This window comes from Modestobacter italicus (assembly GCF_000306785.1).
Lineage (GTDB): Bacteria > Actinomycetota > Actinomycetes > Mycobacteriales > Geodermatophilaceae > Modestobacter > Modestobacter italicus.
The window spans coordinates 4,177,063-4,196,568 of the sequence record NC_017955.1 but is presented as its reverse complement, the minus strand read 5'-3'; the positions used below and the strand labels follow the sequence as shown (position 1 = coordinate 4,196,568).

14 protein-coding genes are annotated in these 19,506 nt (G+C 74.0%); 8 read left to right on the top strand and 6 right to left on the bottom strand.

Annotated features, from left to right (window positions below; genetic code table 11):
* The first annotated feature begins 95 nt into the window (after positions 1-95).
* The 3 genes from MODMU_RS28160 (at position 96) to MODMU_RS27280 (ending at position 4,841) form a co-directional block, all read left to right on the top strand.
* A complete protein-coding gene (locus tag MODMU_RS28160) occupies positions 96-368 on the top strand; it encodes a hypothetical protein (RefSeq protein ID WP_014742179.1) in 273 nt (90 codons plus the stop codon).
* Positions 369-446: 78 nt separating this feature from the next.
* Positions 447-1,967: a class I adenylate-forming enzyme family protein gene (locus MODMU_RS19900; protein WP_014742178.1), complete on the top strand. Its 1,521-nt coding sequence runs from the start codon at positions 447-449 to the stop codon at positions 1,965-1,967.
* A gap of 120 nt (positions 1,968-2,087) precedes the next feature.
* Positions 2,088-4,841 (top strand): S8 family serine peptidase, encoded by a 2,754-nt coding sequence (locus tag MODMU_RS27280; RefSeq protein ID WP_014742177.1) that lies wholly within the window; start codon positions 2,088-2,090, stop codon positions 4,839-4,841.
* Between the two features lie 45 nt (positions 4,842-4,886).
* On the opposite strand, the gene MODMU_RS19890 is transcribed toward MODMU_RS27280, so the two are convergent.
* Both MODMU_RS19890 and MODMU_RS19885 read right to left on the bottom strand, forming a co-directional pair.
* Complete coding sequence (locus MODMU_RS19890; protein WP_014742176.1) at positions 4,887-6,722, bottom strand: glycoside hydrolase family 15 protein; 1,836 nt, start codon at positions 6,720-6,722, stop codon at positions 4,887-4,889.
* Positions 6,719-7,612: a glucose 1-dehydrogenase gene (locus MODMU_RS19885; RefSeq protein WP_014742175.1), complete on the bottom strand. Its 894-nt coding sequence runs from the start codon at positions 7,610-7,612 to the stop codon at positions 6,719-6,721. The genes MODMU_RS19890 and MODMU_RS19885 overlap by 4 nt, the downstream gene beginning before the upstream one ends.
* A 171-nt stretch (positions 7,613-7,783) precedes the next feature.
* On the opposite strand from MODMU_RS19885, the gene MODMU_RS19880 reads away from it, so the two are divergent.
* The 3 genes from MODMU_RS19880 (at position 7,784) to MODMU_RS19870 (ending at position 11,608) form a co-directional block, all read left to right on the top strand.
* Positions 7,784-8,695, top strand: a complete 912-nt coding sequence (locus MODMU_RS19880) for a DUF1028 domain-containing protein (RefSeq protein WP_014742174.1) — start codon at positions 7,784-7,786, stop codon at positions 8,693-8,695.
* Entirely contained in the window at positions 8,692-9,513 is an 822-nt protein-coding gene (locus MODMU_RS19875; protein ID WP_014742173.1) for an alpha/beta fold hydrolase, read from the top strand. Before MODMU_RS19880 ends, MODMU_RS19875 begins: the two co-directional genes overlap by 4 nt.
* Before the next feature lie 91 nt (positions 9,514-9,604).
* Positions 9,605-11,608 carry a primary-amine oxidase gene (locus MODMU_RS19870; protein WP_014742172.1) on the top strand — a complete coding sequence of 668 codons (2,004 nt, stop codon included), beginning with the start codon at positions 9,605-9,607 and terminating at the stop codon, positions 11,606-11,608.
* Positions 11,609-11,814: 206 nt separating this feature from the next.
* On the opposite strand, the gene fabG is transcribed toward MODMU_RS19870, so the two are convergent.
* Entirely contained in the window at positions 11,815-12,588 is a 774-nt protein-coding gene (fabG, locus tag MODMU_RS19865; RefSeq protein ID WP_014742171.1) for a 3-oxoacyl-ACP reductase FabG, read from the bottom strand.
* A 147-nt stretch (positions 12,589-12,735) separates the two neighbouring features.
* Here fabG and MODMU_RS19860 point away from each other — a divergent pair, with 147 nt between their 5' ends.
* Together MODMU_RS19860 and MODMU_RS19855 are read left to right on the top strand one after the other, a co-directional pair.
* Entirely contained in the window at positions 12,736-14,319 is a 1,584-nt protein-coding gene (locus MODMU_RS19860; RefSeq protein ID WP_014742170.1) for an APC family permease, read from the top strand.
* 7 nt (positions 14,320-14,326) lie between these two features.
* A complete protein-coding gene (locus MODMU_RS19855; protein ID WP_014742169.1) occupies positions 14,327-15,328 on the top strand; it encodes an acetamidase/formamidase family protein in 1,002 nt (333 codons plus the stop codon).
* 102 nt (positions 15,329-15,430) lie between these two features.
* Here the strand turns inward: MODMU_RS19855 and MODMU_RS19850 are convergent, their stop codons facing one another.
* The 3 genes from MODMU_RS19850 to MODMU_RS19840 are packed head-to-tail and all read right to left on the bottom strand — an operon-like array spanning position 15,431 to position 19,488.
* Positions 15,431-16,678: a metal-dependent hydrolase family protein gene (locus MODMU_RS19850; RefSeq protein ID WP_014742168.1), complete on the bottom strand. Its 1,248-nt coding sequence runs from the start codon at positions 16,676-16,678 to the stop codon at positions 15,431-15,433.
* On the bottom strand, positions 16,678-17,538 hold the full coding sequence (locus MODMU_RS19845) for an alpha/beta fold hydrolase (protein ID WP_014742167.1): 861 nt from the start codon (positions 17,536-17,538) through the stop codon (positions 16,678-16,680). The genes MODMU_RS19850 and MODMU_RS19845 overlap by 1 nt, the downstream gene beginning before the upstream one ends.
* A 27-nt stretch (positions 17,539-17,565) precedes the next feature.
* Complete coding sequence (locus tag MODMU_RS19840; RefSeq protein WP_014742166.1) at positions 17,566-19,488, bottom strand: S9 family peptidase; 1,923 nt, start codon at positions 19,486-19,488, stop codon at positions 17,566-17,568.
* Positions 19,489-19,506: the final 18 nt, after the last annotated feature.

Below are 19,506 nucleotides of genomic sequence, written 5' to 3'. Positions count from 1 at the left end.
CGTCCGCCGCCCGTCCTGCTCGGTGAACCCGCAGGACTGGCGGCCGGACGGCGGCGCCGACACCATCACCGTGCCGTCGCCCCTCAGGAGGTCCTGTGAAGATCGTGGTCGTCGTCGTCCTCGTGGTCGTCGTCCTGGTGCTGATCGGCCGGATGTCGAAGGCCTCGAGCGCGACCAGCCGGCGGGACGGCGGCTCGGGCTACGTCGACGGCGGTGGCTCGGGCACCGGCTGGTCGGACGGCCCGGGGCACGGCGGGTCGGGCCACGGTGGGTCGGACCACGGCGGGTCCGACGGGAGCGGTGGCTCCGACGGCGGCTCCGGGGGTGGCGACGGCGGAGGTGGCGGAGGCGGGAGCAGCGGGGACTGACCCCCCGCTGAGCCGGCCGCCGTCCGGGCGCAAGATGGTTGCCGGCGGCAACGACGTCGCCGCTGAGCTGGAGGTGCCGTGCCCGAGACCCACGCCCCGTTCGACACGAGCGGCACCGAGGTCGGCGCCGACGGGGTCCGCCGGTACCGCGGGCTGCACCGCAACGTCGTCGCCCTGCTCCGGGAGACCGTGCAGCGCTTCCCGGACCGCCAAGCCGTGGTCGAGCTCGACGGGCCGGCGGTCGGCTACGCCGAGCTGTGGGACCGCGCCGCCCGGGTGGCCGGCGGGCTCCGGGACGCCGGGGTGGGCCCCGGTGACCGGGTCGCCGTCCGGCTGGGCAACGGGCTGGACTGGCTGCTCGCCTTCTGGGGCACGCACCTGGCCGGCGGCATCGTCGTCCCGCTGAACACCCGGCTGGCCGAGGCGGAGGTCGAGTTCGTCCTGGCCGACTGCGGCGCCACCCACGTCGTCCGGCCGGGGGAGCCGCTGCCCGACGGGGAGCCCGGCGAGGTCGCCGACGTCGCGCACGGCGACGTGGCGGCGCTGTTCTACACCAGCGGCACGACCGGCCGGCCCAAGGGCGCCATGCTCACCCACGAGAACTTCCTGTCGACCATCGAGAGCGTCATCCGCTGCCGGGAGCTCTCGCGTGACCCCGGTGTCCGGAACGCGACGCTCATCTCGGTGCCGCTGTTCCACGTCACCGGCTGCTGCTCGCAGATGATGACCCAGGTCGCCCTCGGCGGGCTGTCCGTCGTCATGCCGCGGTTCGAGGCGGCGGCGTTCCTGGCGGCCGTGCCGCGCCACGGGATCACCCTGCTCACCAGCGTGCCGACGATCTACGAGCTGGTGCTGCGGCACCCGGCGTTCGCCACGACCGACGTCTCGACCGTGCGCACGCTCAGCTACGGCGGCGCGCCGATCGCCCCGGACCTGGTGCACCGGCTGCTCGAGGCGTTCCCGCAGGCCCGGCTGGGCAACGGGTTCGGGCTGTCGGAGACCTCGGCGCTGGCGACCTTCCTGCCGCACGAGTTCGCCGCCACGCACGCCGACGCGGTCGGCTTCCCGACGCCGGTGAACGACGTGCGGATCGACCGGCCGGACGACGAGACGGGCATCGGCGAGCTGCTGGTGCGCGGACCGAACGTGGTCGCCGGGTACTGGGGCGACCCGGCGCGGACGGCGGAGACCTTCGTCGACGGCTGGCTGCACACCGGCGACATGGCCACGCTCACCGACGGGATCGTGCGCATCGTCGACCGGGCCAAGGACATGATCAACCGCGGCGGGGAGAACGTGTACTCCGTCGAGGTGGAGAACGCGCTGGCCGCGCACCCCGACGTCGTGGAGGTCGCGGTCGTGGGCGTCGCGGACCCGGTGATGGGGGAGAAGGTCGGCGCGGTGGTGCTACCCCGCCCCGGGGTGGGCGCGGCGGAGCTCGTCCCGTCGCTCATCGCCTTCGCCCGCACCCGGCTCGCCGACTTCAAGGTGCCGCAGTTCGTCCGCGTGCTGGAGGCCCCGCTCCCGCGCAACGCCGGCGGCAAGGTGCTCAAGAGCCCGCTGCGCCGCCAGACGGAGTGGACCCCCGTCCCCCGCTGACATCCCCCAAGGCGCGCCTTCGGTGGGAGATCCCCCGGACGGGGGATCCAGTCCGGGACGCCGGCTGTCGATGCGACCGAACGGCCCGTCTCGGGTCGCGGCGTCGAACGAGGGCAGCAGATGAACGAGCACGGCCAGCACCGCAGCGGCAGCACGCCGTCCGTCCGCCGTCCGGAGAGCAGCACCTCCGGGCGGTCCCGCGGCGTGCTCGCCGGGACGCGCAGCTCCCGGCAGCGGGCGGTGGCCGTCGTGGCGACCGCCGCGCTGGGCTTCGGCGGCGCGGCCGCCCCCGAGGGGTTCGCGCTGGCGGCCCCGGCCCTCGCGCCGGCGGCCGACGCCGTGCCGGCCGGTGACGGGCTGACCCGGCTGGTGGTGTCCGCCCCCGCGGGCCGGGTCAGCGACGCCGAGCTCGCCGCGCTGCAGGCGCACGCCGGGGTGGCGACCGTGCAGCGGGTGTTCGACGGCTCGGCGCTGGTCGCGACCCGCGGCCTGGCCCCCGCCGACCTCGCCGGTGTCGTGGCCGGCGGCGACGTGCAGTTCTCCGCCACCGGGACGTTCTCCGGCGGCACCGTCAGCGACCCGTTCTGGGCCCGCTACGGCTACAACCTGGCCAACACCGGCAGCAACGCGCTCAACCAGCCGGCCGTCGCCGGCGCCGACGTCGACGCCCCGACCGGCTGGCGGGCCGGCACCGGCACCGGCATGGTGCTGGCGGTCACCGACAGCGGCATGGACACCAGCCACCCCGACCTGCAGGGCGCGCTGTGGACCAACCCCGACTGCGCCACCGACGCCGACGGCGACGGGCTGGTCGGCGACTGCCACGGCTGGAACTTCTACGGCGCGAACGCCGACGTGGTGAACGCCGGCGGCAACAGCCACGGCACCGGCGTCGCCGGGATCGCCGGTGCCCGCGCCGGCAACGGCGAGGGCTCGGCCGGGGTGGCCCCCGGCGTGCAGATCATGCCGCTGGTGGTCGGCTACGGCTCGTCGGTGGACGTCACCGCCGCGGCCGCGGCGATCCGCTACGCGGTCGACCACGGCGCCGACGTCGTCAACGCCAGCTGGGGCGGCCCGGGGCAGTCCCCGGTGCTGGCCGCCGCGATCGACTACGCCGCCGCCCACGGCGTGCTCGTGGTGGCCGCAGCCGGGAACGACTCCCTGGACCGCGACACCACCCCGACCTACCCGGCCAACTCGACCAGCCCCGCGGTGCTCACCGTCGGGTCCAGCACCGCCGCGGACACCATCAGCTCGTTCTCCGGCTACGGCGCCACGACCGTCGACCTGTTCGCCCCCGGTCAGGCGATCGTGTCCCCGGCGCCGGGTGGCGGCTACGTCGCGATGGACGGCACCTCGATGGCCGCCCCCGAGGTCGCCGCCGCGGTGGCGCTCTACCGGGCGCACTACCCGACCGCCTCCATGGCCCAGCTGCGCCAGCAGCTGCTCGACGACACCCAGCCGGTGGCCGCCTTCGCCCGCCGGTCGGTCAGCGGCGGCCGGCTGTCGCTGACCGCGCTGGGCAACACCGCGGCGGAGGTGCAGTACGGCTTCACCTCGATGGTCGCCGCGGCCGGCCCGGTCGCCCCGAAGGTCGTGGTGAGCGGGTCGACCCCGCCCGGCGGCTACGCCGTCCGCCTCGGCCTGGGCGAGGAGTACGGCAGTGAGCTGTTCGCCGTCTCCGGGCAGCCGATCACGATGAACGGCGTCACCGCCAGCACCGACGACAGCGGCGAGGCGTCCTTCGACCTCGGCCCCCGTGCCAGCGCCGGCCCGCTGGTGCTGTCCCCGACCACCGAGCTGCAGGCGGCGCGGTACGTGCTGACCGTCCAGCTCTACCGCGACGGCGCCCCGGTCGGCCTCCGGTTCGCCGCCCCGCTGCTGGTCGGCCAGCAGGTGGCCCCGACGGTGGCACCGGCACCCACCGGCTCGGCGTCCCCGACCCCGCGGGCGACCACCCCGACCACCCCCACCGCCGCCCCGACGAGCTCCCCGCGGACGACGATCGCGGCGCCGGGCGTGCCGAGCGTGGGTGCCCCCACCGGCCCCGCGACCGGCCCGGCCCCGACGTCCAGCGGCCCCCGCCCGGGGACGACGACCCCGGCCGCGCCGACGGCGGCTCCCCCCACGGCAGGGGTGCCCACGGCGGCAGCACCGACCACCTCCGCGCCGTCGACGACGCGGGCCGCCGGTCCGACGTCCACCCCGACCAGCGCACCGACGTCCGCTCCGACCAGCGCCGCGGCGACCCCGACCCGGGTGGCGACCCCGACGGCCGGCGTCCCGACCGCCAGCACGCCGCCGGCGGCCGGCACGACCGCGCCGACCTCGGCCGGGAGCACCGCCCCGACGTCGCCGGCACCCGGCGGCACCATCACCTACCCGCCCAGCGGGCCGTTCGGGCTGACCTCGATCAGCCCGACCCGGGTGGGCGTCGAGGGCGGCACCCGGGTCACCGTCACCGGCACCGCCATCCCGTCGAACGCCCAGGTGCGCATCGGCCTGACCAGCCCGGCCGTGGTCGCCTCGGTGTCCGCGACGCGGCTGGTGTTCACCACCCCGGCGCTGGTGGCCGGCACCTACGACGTCTACGTGTCGGTCCCCGGTGGCACCCCGACGGTGCTGGCCGGTGGGCTCACCTACCTGCCGTCGGCGAGCGCGCCGACGACCTCGGCGGCCGCGACGACCCCGCGGAGCACGCCGACCGCCGGCGCACCGGCGGCCAGCCCGACCACGGCCGCGCCGACGCCGGCACCGACGGCCGTCCCCGGGCCGCACGGGGAGCGGCTGGTCCGCTCGTCGGTGTTCCGCTCGCTCGCCCCGGCGATCTGGCGGGTGAACTGCACCTCCGCCTGCAGCGGCCTGGCCGTCTGACCGCGCCCCCCTCCACCGGGAGCGTGCTCTCGGTGGAGGGGGCCTTCAGCCGGCCTCCGAGACGGTGATCGCGGCGTTGACCAGCGCCAGGTGGGACAGCGCCTGGGGCAGGTTGCCGAGGAAGTCGCCGGTGGCCGGGTCGAGCATCTCGGCGAGCAGGCCGACGTCGTTGGCCGCCGACATCAGCTCGTCCATCAGGTCGCGCGCCTCGTCGACCCGCCCGCACAGCGTCAGCGCCGACACCATCCAGAACGAGCAGGCCAGGAAGACGCCCTCCTCCTTGTCCGCCCCGCTGTAGCGGTACAGGTGCGGGCCGGCGCCCAGGTCGGCGCGCAGCGCGTCCAGCGTCGAGCTCATCCGCTCGCCCCGGTCGAACCCGCTGATCGCGTGCAGCACGATCGAGGCGTCCAGCTGGTCGCTGCCCGGGTACCAGACGTAGGCGCCGCGCTCGGCGGACCAGCAGTGCTCCTCCACCCAGGAGCGGATCCGCGCCGCCTCGCTGCGCCAGCGGGCGTCGTCCCCCGGGATCTGCCCGGCGTCGGCCAGCTCCACCGCCTTGGTCAGCGCCATCCAGGCGCCGAGCTTGGACGTCGTGTAGTGCCGGGCCTCCGGCAGCTCCCACATCCCGGAGTCCTTGGCCTGCCACCGGTCGCAGGTGAGGTCGGCGACCTGCGCGAGCAGCCGGCCGGTCTCGGCGTCCAGCACGTTCCCGTTCTCCACGTACAGCGACACGATGGCGAACAGGTCGCCGAAGACGCCCAGCTGCAGCTGCGCGGCCGCCTGGTTCCCGCTGACCACCGGGCCGATGCCGCGCCAGCCGGGCACGTCGCGGTGCTCCGCGGCCGGCACCAGCCTGCCGTCGAGGGAGTAGACGACCTGGGGCTCGGGGCCGTGCCGGCGGATCGTGGACAGCAGCCAGCTGATCGCCCCGTGGGTCTCCTCCCGCAGCCCGAACCGGAACAGCGCGGTGAGCGCGTAGGCGGAGTCGCGCACCCAGGCGTAGCGGTAGTCCCAGTTCTTGCCACCGGCCGGGCTCTCCGGCAGCGAGCTGGTGGCCGCGGCGACCATCGACCCGCTGGCCGCGTGGATCAGCTGCTTGAGCAGCAGCGTGCTGCGCCGGACGGCGGTGTCCCAGGGGCCGTCCCAGGAGAAGGCGCCCATCCAGGCGACCCAGTTGTCGATCGTCCGGTCGACACCGGCGTCGACCGCCGCAGCCGGCGGGAGGAACAGCGGCTCCCGCTCGGTGGCCACCACGCCCAGCAGCTGGCGGGAGCCCGGCGTCGTGGTGAAGTCGACGTCGATCCGCCGGTCCCCGACGCGGACGTCGTCCTCGGCGATCGTCCGGACGGCGAGGGTGACCCCGTCGACCCGCAGCACCGGCCCGTGCGTGGTCTGGTGCACCCACGGTGCGACGGTGTTCAGGCAGGTGCCGGGCCGGACGGCGGCGCGCAGCCGCACCGACCCGGTCAGCCCCTCGATCCGGCGGGCCAGCTCCGACCACGGCAGCCGGCCGGCGATCCCGGAGTTCAGCGCGTCGGTGACCCGCACCGACCCGGACTCGGTGGTGAAGGTGGTGGCCAGCACGTTGGTGTGCTCGACGTAGCGCCGCTCGACGGTGAACGGCCCGACCGGGCAGAGCTCGATGCAGCCGCCGTTGTCGGCGTCGAGCAGCGCACCGAACACCGGGGCGCCGTCCATCTCCGGCAGCGGCAGCCAGTCGATCCGGCCGTCCCGGGCGATGAGCGCGACGGTGCGGCCGTCGCCGATCGCGGCGTAGGACCGCAGGTCGGCGTACCCGTCGTCGTCCCGCTCCGCGACGGGCGCCGGGGCGCCGCCCGCACCCCAGTGCAGGTGCGGGCGGCGCGCCACCGACGAGGTCACGGGGTCGGCATCCCACCGTTGACGTTGAGGGTCTCGCCGGTGACGTAGCTGGACTCGGGCGAGGCGAGGAAGACGTAGGCCGGGCCGAGCTCGGCCGGCTGGCCGGCGCGCCCCAGCGGGGTCTCCTGGCCGAACTCCGGCAGCGCCTCGGTGGGCTGGCCGCCGGTGGCCTGCAGCGGGGTCCAGAACGGGCCCGGCGCCACGACGTTGACCCGGATGCCCTTGGGTGCGAGCTGCTGGGCCAGCGCCTTGCTCATGGTGTTGATCGCGGCCTTGGTGGTCGCGTAGTCGACCAGGCCGGGGGCGGGGGAGTAGGCCTGGATCGAGCTGGTGTTGATGATCGTCGAGCCCGGCTGCAGGTGCGGGAGCGCCTCCTGCATGATCCAGAACAGCGCGTAGACGTTGGTCTTGAACGTCGCGTCGAACTGCTCGCTGCTGATGTCCGCGAGGTCGTCGACCCAGGTCTGCTTGCCGGCGACGTTGGCCACGATGTCCAGGCCGCCGAGGGCGTCGACGGCGGTGCGCACCAGGGCGCGGGCGGCGGTCTCGTCGGAGATGTCGGCGGGGGCCAGCACCGCCTTCCGGCCGGCCTCCTCGATCAGGGCGGCGACCTCCTTCGCGTCGGACTCCTCGCTCGGCAGGTAGTTCAGGACGACGTCGGCACCCTCGCGGGCGAACGCGATCGCGGCGGCCCGGCCGATGCCCGAGTCGGCGCCGGTGACCAGCGCCTTGCGGCCGGTCAGCCGGCCGGTGCCGCGGTAGCTCTGCTCACCGTGGTCCGCACCGGGCGTCAGGTCCTCGGCGAGACCGGGGGCGTCCTGGTGCTGCTCGGGGTATCCGTCGGTGCGGTAGAGCGTGGTGGGGTCGCTGAAGGTGAACTGGTCGGCCATGGACACGGTCGTGCCCCACCCGGCCGTGGGCGACACGTGAGGCTGCGGACACCGCCGAGACGGGCGCGAGACGCGGAGTTGACCTGCCGGCAACGAGCCACCGTTGACACACGCCAGATCTCGTTCAACATGATGAACAACCGTTCAGTGACCTGACCTCAGGAGCACCCGTTGACCTACTCCATCCTGGCTCGCGACCCCGAGACCGGGGCCTTCGGCATGGCCGTGCAGTCGCACTTCTTCGGCGTGGGCCGGCTGGTCGGCTGGCTGGAGCCGGGGCTGGGCGGGGTGGCGACGCAGGCCTTCGTCAACGTCGGGCTCGGCCCGAAGGGGCTGGAGCTGCTCCGCTCCGGCTCCGACGCGGAGACCACGCTGGACGCGCTGGTCGCCGGCGACGAGATGCCCGAGTTCCGGCAGGTCGCCGTCGTCGACGCCACCGGCCGGGTCGCGGTGTTCACCGGTGACCGGTGCGTGCCGGCCACCGGCAGCCGGACGGGCGAGCAGGTCGTGGCCCAGGGCAACATGCTGGTCTCCGACGCCGTCTACGATTCGATGATCGACGCCTACGAGCAGAGCACCGCGCCGTTCCCCGAGCGGTTGGTCGCCGCGCTGCGCGCCGCGGAGGACCACGGCGGGGACGCCCGGGGCTCCCAGTCGGCCGCCATCAAGGTGGTGGCCGGGGAGCCCTCGGACGCCCCGTGGGAGCAGACCCTGGTCGACCTGCGGGTCGACGACCACACCGACCCGGTCGGCGAGATCACCCGGCTGCTGGCCCTGCACCGCGCCTACGAGGACCTCGGCGCGGCGATGTTCACCCCCGGCCTGGTCATCGGCGACATCGCCGAGGTCTCCGAGGCCGACCTGGACAGCGCGCTCACCGCGCTGGAGGAGGCCCGGATCAGCCTGGGCGACAACCTCGAGGCCGGCTTCTGGAAGGCCGTCGTCCTCGCCCGGTCCGGGCGCACCGAGGCCGCCGAGGCGCTGTTCGAGGAGGTCTTCGCGGCCGGACCGCACTTCCGGGCCTACCGCAGCTCGGTGGAGCAGGCCGGCTTCCTCGGCGCCGTCCCGGCGGCCGCCGAGTGACGCTCACCGCGGTCCGCCTCCCCGGCCCGGCCGGCACGCTCGCCGGGTGGACGGCGGGCCCTGTTGCACCCACCGGCGCCCCGCTGGTGCTCATCCACCCGATCAACACCCGCGGCCTGGTGTGGGCCGACGTCGCCGAGCTCCTCGCCGCCGACCGCACCGTGCTGATGCCCGACCTGCGCGCGCACGGGGACTCCGACGCCACGGGCGACCTCGGGCTGGACCCGTGGACCGACGACGTCGAGGCGTTCATGGACGCCGCGGGCCTCGACGGTCCCTTCCACGTGGCCGGCGGCTCGCTGGGTGGCTCGCTGGCGGTCTGCCTCGCCGACCGCCGCCGCGGGTCGGTGCTGTCGGTGACCGGGATGGGCAGCGCGCTGCACTTCCCGGACCTCGACCCGGAGGGCAGCACCGCGATGTTCACCGAGCTCGGCGTGGCCGGTGCCTTCCGCGCGGCGTTCAGCGGTCCGGGGACCTTCGGGCCCGGCGTCGACCCCGAGCTGGTCGAGCGCGGCATCGCGCTGGCCAACCCCAACGACGTCGACACCGTCGTCCGGGTCTGGAAGGCCACGGTCACCTCCGACTCGCGGGACCGCGCCGCCGGCCTCGACGTCCCGGCGCTGGTGATCACCGGGGAGCACGACGCCACCTGCACGCCGGCGCTGGGCCTGGAGATGGCCCGCTCGCTCGGTACCGAGCAGGTGATCGTGCCCGGGGTGGGCCACCTGCCGATGCTGGAGCGGCCGCAGCGGATCGCGTTCCTGCTCGGTCGGCTGCTGGCCGAGGCCGAGGCGGCGGGCCGGCCCGGCCAGAGTTGACCGGATGGCAACCGGAGCGCAACGCCCGCGCACTCCGGACGCCGAGGATGGGCACAGCGCGACACCGAACCGACCTGCCAGGGAGAACCGCATGACGCTCATCGCCGGCCGGGAGGCCGCGACCACGACGCTGCCCGGCCACCCGCTGGAGCCGCTGGCGCCCGAGGAGCTGTCGGCCGCGTCCGCGCTGCTCCGCGCCGACGACCGGTTCCCCGCCGACGCCCGGTTCGTCTTCCTCGAGCTCGCCGAGCCCCCGAAGGACGTCGTCGCGACCTGGACGCCGGGCACCGGCTGGGACCGGCGGGCCGCGGCGGTGCTGCGCAGCCCGGGCCTGCGGGCGACGTTCGAGGCCACCGTGTCGCTGAGCGGCGGCGAGGTCGTCTCCTGGCGGCACGTCGAGGGGGTGCAGCCGCCGATGACCGCCGAGGAGTTCATGGCCTGCGAGGACGTCGTCCGGGCCGACCCCGACTGGCAGGCGGCCATGCGCGCCCGCGGCGTCGAGGACTTCTCGCTGGTCATGCTCGACCCGTGGGCGTCGGGCTACACCGGCCCCGACGACCACCCCAGCGGCCGGCGGCTGGCCCGGCCGCTGACGTTCGTGCGCAGCAAGCCCGACGACAACGGCTACGCCCGCCCGGTGGAGGGGCTGGTCGTGACCGTCGACATGGACACGATGACGGTGGTCGACGTCGCCGACCACGGCATCGTGCCGCTGCCCCCGCAGCCGGGGAACTACCTGCCCGAGATGCTCGCCGAGCCGGGCAACGTCGGCGGCTTCCCCGCCGTCCGCGAGCCGATGAAGCCGATCAGCATCACCCAGCCCGAGGGGCCCAGCTTCACCGTCGAGGGGCACGCGGTCGAGTGGGGGCCGTGGCGGCTGCGGATCGGCTTCACCCCGCGCGAGGGCCTGGTGCTGCACGACGTCGGCTACGTCGACAAGGGCGTGCTGCGCCCGGTGCTCTACCGCGCCTCGCTGTCGGAGATGTTCGTGCCCTACGGCGACCCGCGGCCCACCCACTGGAACAAGAACGTGTTCGACGAGGGCGAGTACGGGCTGGGCTGGCTGGCCAACCCGCTGGAGCTCGGCTGCGACTGCCTGGGCGAGATCCGCTACTTCGACGGGTACGTCAACGACCAGGACGGCGAACCGGTGCGGATCGGCAACGCCGTCTGCATGCACGAGGAGGACGCCTCGATCGGGTGGAAGCACACCGACTTCCGCACCGGCCGGGCCGAGGTCCGCCGCAACCGCCGGCTGGTCGTCTCGATGATCGCCACGGTCGGCAACTACGACTACGGCTTCTACTGGAACCTCTACCTCGACGGCTCCATCGAGTTCGAGGTCAAGCTCACCGGGATCCTGTCCACCGGTGCGCTGCCGGTGGGGGAGGACCCGGTCTGGGGAACCACCATCGCGCCCGGGCTCATGGCGCCCAACCACGAGCACTACTTCAGCGTCCGGCTGGACATGGCCGTCGACGGGCCGCGCAACAACCTGTTCGAGGTCGACTCGGTCTCCGACCCCGCCGGCCCGGAGAACCCGTACGGCAACGCCTGGCGCACCCGCAAGCGGCAGTTGACCAGCGAGTCCGAGGCCCAGCGGCTGCCCGACCCGCTGGCCGGCCGGTCCTGGCTGGTCAGCAGCGCCGACACCGAGTCCGCCCTGGGCGCGCGGCCGAGCTACAAGATCGAACCGGGCCCCTACACCGCCCCGCTGTGGCAGCAGGGCTCCGAGCAGGCCGAGCGCGGCGGCTTCGCGACCCGGCAGCTGTGGGCCACGCCGTACGACCCGGCGCAGCGGTTCGCCGCCGGCGACTACGTCGCGCAGAACCCCGGCCCCGACGGCCTGGTCGCCTACACGGCGGACGACCGCTCGCTCGTCGACTCGGACCTGGTGGTCTGGTACACCGTCGGCGCGCACCACGTCGTCCGTCCGGAGGACTGGCCGGTCATGCCGGTGACCAAGGTCGGCTTCCACCTCAAGCCGTTCGGCTTCTTCGACGGCAACCCGATGCTCGACCTGCCGGCCGAGGGCGGCCACTGCGCCCCCACCGTCGCCGGCGGCTGCGGCGACAGCTGCACCTGCGGCCACTGATGGAGGACCCCCGTGCCCCCCACCACTCGCAGGCTCGCGGCGGGACCCTGCACGGGGGCCGGACGTCTCGCTGAGGAAGTAGGCCCGAACGCCAAAGGCGCGCTTTCGGGGGTGCTGCTGACCACCGGGAGCGCGCCTTGGTGGTGTACCCGGGCGCGCTTTCGCGCGATCAAGCGCGCTCTCCGGGCGTCAGCGCTCCCGGGGTGTCAGGTGAGGGCGTCGAGGGACTCGGGGAGCACCTGGCCGCCGTCGACGACGAGGGTCTGGCCGGTGATGTAGCCGGCCTCCTCGGTGGCCAGGAACAGCGCGGCGTTGCCGATGTCGGCGACGGTGCCCAGCCGGCCGAGCGGGATCGACCGGGCCATGCCGGCCAGGTAGTCCTCGCCCATGCCCGCCAGCCCCTCGGTGAGGACGTTGCCGGGCAGCACCGCGTTGACGGTGATCCGGTGCGGGGCCAGCTCGATGGCCGCCGTCCGCAGGAAGCCGAGCTGGGCGGCCTTGCTGGCGCCGTAGTGCGACCAGCCCGGGAAGCCGGTGATCGGCCCGGTGATCGACGAGGTGAGCACCACCCGGCCCCGGCCGCTGGCGGTGAGCGCGGGCAGGCACGCCGTCACCGCGAAGAAGGTGCCCTTCACGTTGACCCCCAGCACCTGGTCGAGGTCGGCCTCGGTCATCTCCGCCAGCGGGCGCTCCGGGAAGATGCCGGCGTTGGCGCACAGCACGTCGATGCCGCCGAACCGGTCGACGGCGACCGCGGCCATCTCCGCGCACCCCTCCGGGCGGGACACGTCCACCGCGACGTGCGTGACGTCCCCGCCGGCGGCGCGCAGCTCGGCGGCGGTCGCGGCCAGCGTGGCCTCGTCGCGGGCCGCCAGCAGCACCCGCGCGCCCGCGCCCGCGAACGCCGCGGCGATGCCCCGGCCGATGCCCTTGCTGCCTCCGGTGACGACGACCGACGACCCGCTCAGTGGTGTGAACACCAGCGCTGTCTAGCCGGGCTGCTAGGCCCCGGTCAACCGTGTGACCAGCGGAAACATCCTCCTCACCCGACCGTTACCGGACGCGCGCACAGCCGACACAACTGCCCGGCACGCTCCCGCTGAGTCCCCGCCCAGAAGGAGTGCCAGATGGCCACCGACAACCTGTCCGCGGTCGCGCCCGCGGACGCCCCGCCCGCCACACCGTCCGGCGGGAGCACGCTCAAGGGCGGCGCGCTCGGCCTGGTCGGCGTGCTGTTCATGGCCGTCGCCAACGCCGCGCCGATCACCGCGATGACCGGCAACCTGCCGATCGCCGTCGGCTCGGGCAACGGCCTGGCCGCGCCGGCCGGGTTCCTGGTGGCCACCGTGGTGCTGACGTTGTTCTCCATCGGGTTCGTCGCGATGGCCCGGCACATCACCACCGCCGGCGGCTTCTACGGCTTCATCTCGCACGGCCTCGGCCCGGTGTGGGGGATGGCCTCGGGCGTGCTGGCCGCCGTCGCCTACGTGGTGTTCGAGGGCTCGCTCATCGGCATCTTCAGCTACTTCGCCAACGACGCCCTCGACCAGTGGTTCGGCTGGGACGTGAACTGGCTGCTCATCGCGGTGGTGGGCATCGCCGTCGTGGGGGTGCTGGGCTACTTCGACATCAGCGTCGCCGCCGTCGTCCTCGGGGTGTTCCTGGTGGGCGAGGTGCTGCTGCTGGGCGCGCTGGCCCTGTCCGTGCTGTTCCAGGGCGGTGGGCCCGACGGGATGGTCTGGTCGGCGCTCAACCCGGTCGACGCGTTCCGCAGCCTGCCCGCCGGCGGTGGCCTGGGCCTGGACGAGGTGGTCGCCGGCAGCGCCGCCATCGGGCTGTTCTTCGCCTTCTGGTCCTGGGTCGGCTTCGAGACGACGGCGACCTACGGCGAGGAGTCGCGCAACCCCAAGAAGATCGTCCCGCGCGCCACGCTGCTGGCCGTGATCGGGCTCGGGCTGTTCTACACCTTCGTCTCGTGGATGGTCATCGCCGGCAACGGCGAGGCCGCGTCCCTGCAGTTCGGCGCCGCCGCCGACGGGATCGGCATGTTCACCGGCCTGGCCGCGGACAACCTCGGCGGCGGCTGGATCGTCGACGTCTACCTGTTCCTCATCGTGTCCGGCTCCTTCGCCTGCGCCCTCGCCTTCCACAACGCCGCGTCCCGGTACCTGTTCGCCATCGGCCGTGAGCTCCCGGCGATGCGCCGGACACTGGGCGCTGCGCACCCCACGCACGGCTCCCCGCACATCGCCTCGCTGGTGCAGAGCGTGATCACCCTGGTCCTCACCGTGGCGTTCTACCTGCTCACCGTCGGCGGCGACGACCCGCTCACCGGCGCCTACGTCTACGAGTACGGGCTGCTCGCGCTCATGGGCACGATGGCGATCCTCATCGTGCAGGCGATCTGCTCGGTGGCCGTCATCTCCTACTTCCACGTGAAGAAGGTGCACCCAGGCAACATCTGGACCACCGGCGTGATCCCGGGGATCGCCTGCCTGGGCATGCTCTACGTGGTCTACCTGCTCTTCTCGAACCTGAGCTTCGCCGGTGGGCTGGCCTCGGGGTCGCCGTTCTTCCACGCGATGCCCTACATCGTCCTGGCGGTGTTCGTGCTCGCCGGGCTCGGCGCGCTCTGGCTGCGCAGCCGTCGCCCGGCGGTCTACGCCGAGATCGGGCGCACCGTGATGGCCGACGAGCACGAGCTGGTCTGATCTGCCCGTGCTGCGACACGACCCCGACCCCCAGGCCGACCCGTCCACGCTCGTCTACAGCTTCGGCGGCGCCCCGCCGGTGCTGCAGCTGCGACCCGGCGAGGTGGTCAGCACCTGGAGGCGGGACTGCTTCGCCGGCCGGGTCGGCTCCACCGCCGACCTGGTCAGCGAGGTCTGCGACCCGCGCCTCCTCAACCCGCAGACCGGGCCCTTCTTCATCGAGGGCGCCGAGCCCGGGGACACCGTGGCGGTGCACTTCCTGAGCATCGAGCCGCGGGAGACCCGGGGCTTCAGCTCGACGGTGCCGTTCTTCGGCTCGCTGACCGCCACCCCGGCGACGGCGATGCTGCACCCGGCGCTGCCCGAGCGGACCTGGGTCTACGAGTTGGACCGCGCCGAGCGGCTGGTGCGCTACCAGGCGCTGGACTCCGCGTTCACCGTCGACCTGCCGCTGGACCCGATGCACGGCACGGTCGGGGTGGCACCGCCGCTGGGGGAGGTGCGTTCCTCGCTCACCCCGGGCAGCTGGGGCGGCAACATGGACACCCCGGAGATGCGCGCGGGCACCACCTGCTACCTGGGCGTCAACGTGCCGGGCGCGCTGCTCAGCCTCGGCGACGGGCACGCGCGGCAGGGCGAGGGGGAGACCTGCGGCGTCGCCGTGGAGTGCGCCATGGACACCGTGTTCAGCGTCGACCTGGTCAAGGGCGCGCCCACGCCCTGGCCGCGGCTGGAGGACGACACCCACCTGATGACGACGGGCTCGGCCCGCCCGCTCGAGGACGCCTTCCGGATCGCGCACACCGAGCTCGTCCGGTGGACGGCGGAGCTGCTCGACCTCTCCGAGCTCGACGCCTACCAGCTGGTGTCCCAGGCGGCGCTGACCCCGGTGGCCAACGTCGTCGACACCAACTACACGGTGGTGGCGAAGCTGCCCAAGTACCTGCTCGGCGGCGCGGTCGCCATGGCCGGCACCCACGCCAAGCTCCGGGCGTCGTCCCGGGCCTAGCCGGTTTCGGCGCGGAACCCTGTGCCGGTTTCGGCGCGGAACCCTGACGACGGACCGGCTGGCGCCGCCCCAGGGGGAGGGCGGGCGCCAGCCGGCGTTCGATCAGCCCGCGGGCTGCAGCAGCGGCGCGGGCAGCTCGTCCCGGACGACGACGCCGTCCTTGGCGACCAGCACCACCCGGGCGACGGCGGTGATGTCGGCCGTCGGGTCGCCGTCGACCAGCAGCAGGTCGGCACGCTTGCCGACCTCGACCGTGCCGACGGCGTGCAGGACGTCGAGGTTCTCCGCCGCGTGCGCGGTGGCGGCGACGATCGCCTGCATCGGCGAGAGGCCGAGGGAGACCATCAGCGCCAGCTCGTCGGCGAGGTCCTCGTGCGGGTTGAAGGGCGTGCCCGCATCGGTGCCCGCGGCGATCTTCATGCCCGAGCGCACCGCGGCCACGAAGCTGTCCCGGCTGTGCTGGAGCTGCTCCTCGGCCTTCTCCACCACCCAGAGCGGCACGCCCCGGGCGACGCCGGCGTCGACGATCCGGGACACCGCGAGCAGCGTCGGTACCAGGAACGCGCCCCGGTCCAGCGCCAGCTCCAGCGTCGGGTCGTCGAGGTGCATGCCGTGCTCGATGGAGTCGATCCCGGCCAGCAGCGCGTTGCGGATGCCGGCGTTGCCGATGGCGTGGGTGGTGACCCGGCGGCCGGAGTTGTGCGCCTCCTGCGCGACGACGGCCAGCTCCTCCGGCAGCAGCGCGATGTTGTTCGGGTCGACGCCCGCGGTGAGGACGCCGCCGGTGGCCATCACCTTGATGAAGTCCGCGCCCTCCTTGATCTCCGCGCGCACCGCCCGGCGGACGGCGTCCACCCCGTCGGCCTCCCGGCCGATGAAGTGCCCGTGCCCGCCGGTCATGGTGATGACCCGCCCGGCCGCGACGACCCGCGGACCGGGGACCAGGCCGTCGTCGATGGCCTTGGCCAGGTCGATGACGATGCCGCTGGCCGCGCCGCAGTCGCGCACCGTCGTGACCCCGGTCTGCAGGGTCAGCTCGGCCATGGTCGCCGCGCGGAGCGTCGACATCGGCACCGTGTCGGCGGCCACCTGCGCGGCGAGGTCGGGGCCGGCGTCGCTGCTGAGGTGGACGTGCGCGTTGATCAGCCCGGGCAGCAGGCTGCGCCCGCCGCCGTGCACGACCGCGTGGTCCGGGACGTCGGGTGCCTGCTCGTCCGGGCCGATCCAGCGGATCCGGCCGCCGTCGGTGAGCACCGCGGTGCCCGGCCGGGACGCCGCCCCGGTGCCGTCGACCAGGGCGACGTCCCGGAAGAGCAGCGGCCCGGCGTCCGTCGTGGTGAGACCGCGCATCAGCCGGCGAGGAAGGCGCGGACGGCGGACACGAACTTCTCGTTCTCCTCGATGTGCGGCATGTGCCCGCTCTCGTCGAAGACGACCAGCGTCGAGTCCGGCAGCAGCTCGTCGATCAGCGTCGACTGGCTCAGCGGGGTCACCCAGTCCTTGGCGCCGGCGAGCACCAGGGTCGGGATCCGCACCTCGGGCAGCAGCGGCCGGACGTCGTACTTGGGGATCTCGTTGGCCATCATGTGGTTGGCGACCTCGTAGGCGCCGACCATCCGGCCCTCGACCTCCTCGATCTCCTGGCCCCAGCGGTCGGGGTGCTTGAAGTACAGCGGCATGCAGACGTCCCACCAGGCGTCGAACGCCTCCTGGGACTGGATCTCCCCGTTGAACAGCGCCGGGATGGCGGCCTGCTGTTCGGGGGTCGCCATCGCCGCGGCCTCGTCCTGGGCGGCGTCCCAGAACTGCATGGACGGCGTGGTGTTGGCCAGCAGCAGCTTGGTCACCGACTCCGGGTACCGGGTGGCGAAGACCTGGGCGACCATCCCGCCGAAGGACTGCCCGAGCAGCAGCACCGGGCCCAGGCCGAGGTACGTGCGCAGCGCCTCGACGTCGTCGGCCATCTGCTCGATCGTGTAGGTGGTCTCGTCGGTGCGGCTGGACCGGCCGTTGCCGCGGTGGTCGATGAAGACCAGCTGGGCCTGCTCGGCCAGCGGGTGCAGCCACGGCCGGAAGTAGGTGTGGTCGCAGCCGGGGCCGCCGTGCAGGACGAACATGACCGGCTTCTCCCGGTACGTCGTCCCCTCCGGGGCGAAGCCGCTGCCCTCGATGTCGAAGAACAGGTCGACCCCGTTGACGTGCGCGTACATGGCGTTCTCCTCGCAGCAGGTGGGCGGTCAGGGCTTGAGGTAGCGGTCGAACCAGTCGGTGAGGGCGGCCAGCCGCTCGGTGCGCCCGAAGAGGTCGGCGATGCCGTAGACGTCGACGTGGAACATCCCCGGCAGCCGGAGCATCTCGGTGGTGCAGCCGGAGAGCGTGAGCGCGTTGTAGAGGACGTCGCCCTGGCCGACCGGGCAGCGCAGGTCGCCCTCGTGCTCGATGACCAGCATCGGGGTGGTGCAGCTGGCGGCGTAGGTGATCGGCGACGTCCGGGCGTACTCGGCCATCTGCGCCGGGCCCTCGCCCGGGCCGTGCCCCAGCCAGCGGCCGACGACCTGCGGGATGTCCGAGCCGACCATCCCGCTCCAGTCGGTCACCGGGCACTCGGCGATGCCGGCGGCGAACCGGTCGCTGTGGGTGAGCAGCCAGGAGGTCATGTACCCGCCGCCGGACAGCCCGAAGGAGCCCAGCCGGTCGGGGTCGGCCAGCCCGAGGCCGATCACGTGGTCCAGCCCGGCCAGGCAGTCCCCGGCGTCGTGGTGGCCCCAGTCGCCGACCAGCGTCTTGGAGAACTCCTCGCCGTAGCCGGACGAGCCGCGGAAGTTCACCTTGAGCACGCCGTAGCCGGCCGAGGTGAGCAGGTGGTCGTCCATCGAGAAGCCGTAGCCGTGCGCGGCGAAGGGGCCGCCGTGCACGTGCAGCACGGTGGCGTAAGGCCCCTGGCCGATGACCGGCTCGAGGTACCAGCCCTCGACGGGAGTGCCGTCCTCGCCCGTGAAGTGCAGCTCGTGGACGGTGAACGGCAGCTCGGCGAGCCAGCCGCGGTCCAGCGTGGAGGCCGGCTGCTCGGTGCCGTCGGCCAGGTCGAGGACGACGAGCGAGGCGGGGTCGGCGAAGGTCGTCCGCGACAGCAGCACCTGCTGGCCGCGGACCGCCAGCGGGGCCACGCACGCGTCCCCGGTCCACAGCGTCGTGTCCGCGCCGTCGGTGGTGCTGATCCGGTGCAGCTCGGTGCGGCCGCCGACCTGCACGTACAGCAGGACGTCGTCATCGTCGTCGACGAGCAGCGCGGGCTGGTGCAGCGCGCTGTTCATCCCGAAGACCATCAGCCCGCCGATCTGCCCGGTGAGCGGCGAGCCCAGCGGGGTGTCGGTCCCGGTCGCCGGGTCGTGCACCACCAGGTCGAGCATGTTGTAGACGTTCCACGGCGTCGTCCGGACGATCCGGCCGTCGGACAGCCACGCCGCCATCGGCGGGTAGACCAGGTACTCGCTGGTCAGCACGGTGGTCACCGGGCCGCCGGTGGCGGGGACGGTGCGCAGCGCGACGGCGGCGGTGTCCGGCTCGGCGGTGGTCTCGTAGAGCAGCCGGCCGCCGTCGGGGGACCACGCGACGTTGGCGACGATGCCGCCGTGGTCGGTGAGCCGGGTCGGGCTGCCGCCGGCGGCCGGCACGGTCCACAGCTCGACGGCGACGTCGTCGACCAGGCCCATGCCGTCCCGCCGCCACACCGGCCGGGTGACCCGGTAGGGCCGCTTCGGGTCGCGCAGCGGGGCGTCGTTGCCGGTGACGGCGATCGTGGCGCCGTCGGGTGACCAGCGGGGGGTGCTCACGCCGCGCGGGAAGTCGGTGAGCACGGTGACCGAGCGGTCGCCGAGGTCGAGGACGGCGAGCTGGCCGTGGCCGTCCTCGTCGTCCTGCACGAAGGCGATCCGGCTGCCGTCGGGGGAGAAGGTGGGGGCGGACTGCGCGCCGTCGGAGGCGCTGAGCAGCTCGGCGGTGCCGCCGAGCTGCTGCAGCCACAGCTGCGGGCGCTCCAGGGTGGTGCTGCCGTCGGCGGTGGTGGCGGCGTAGACCGTCGACCCGCCGTCGGGCGCCAGGTCGGCGGCGACGATCTCGGGCAGGCGAGCCAGGTCGTCGGCGGTGAAGACAGTGCCCATCGGTCGATCTCCTCGGGG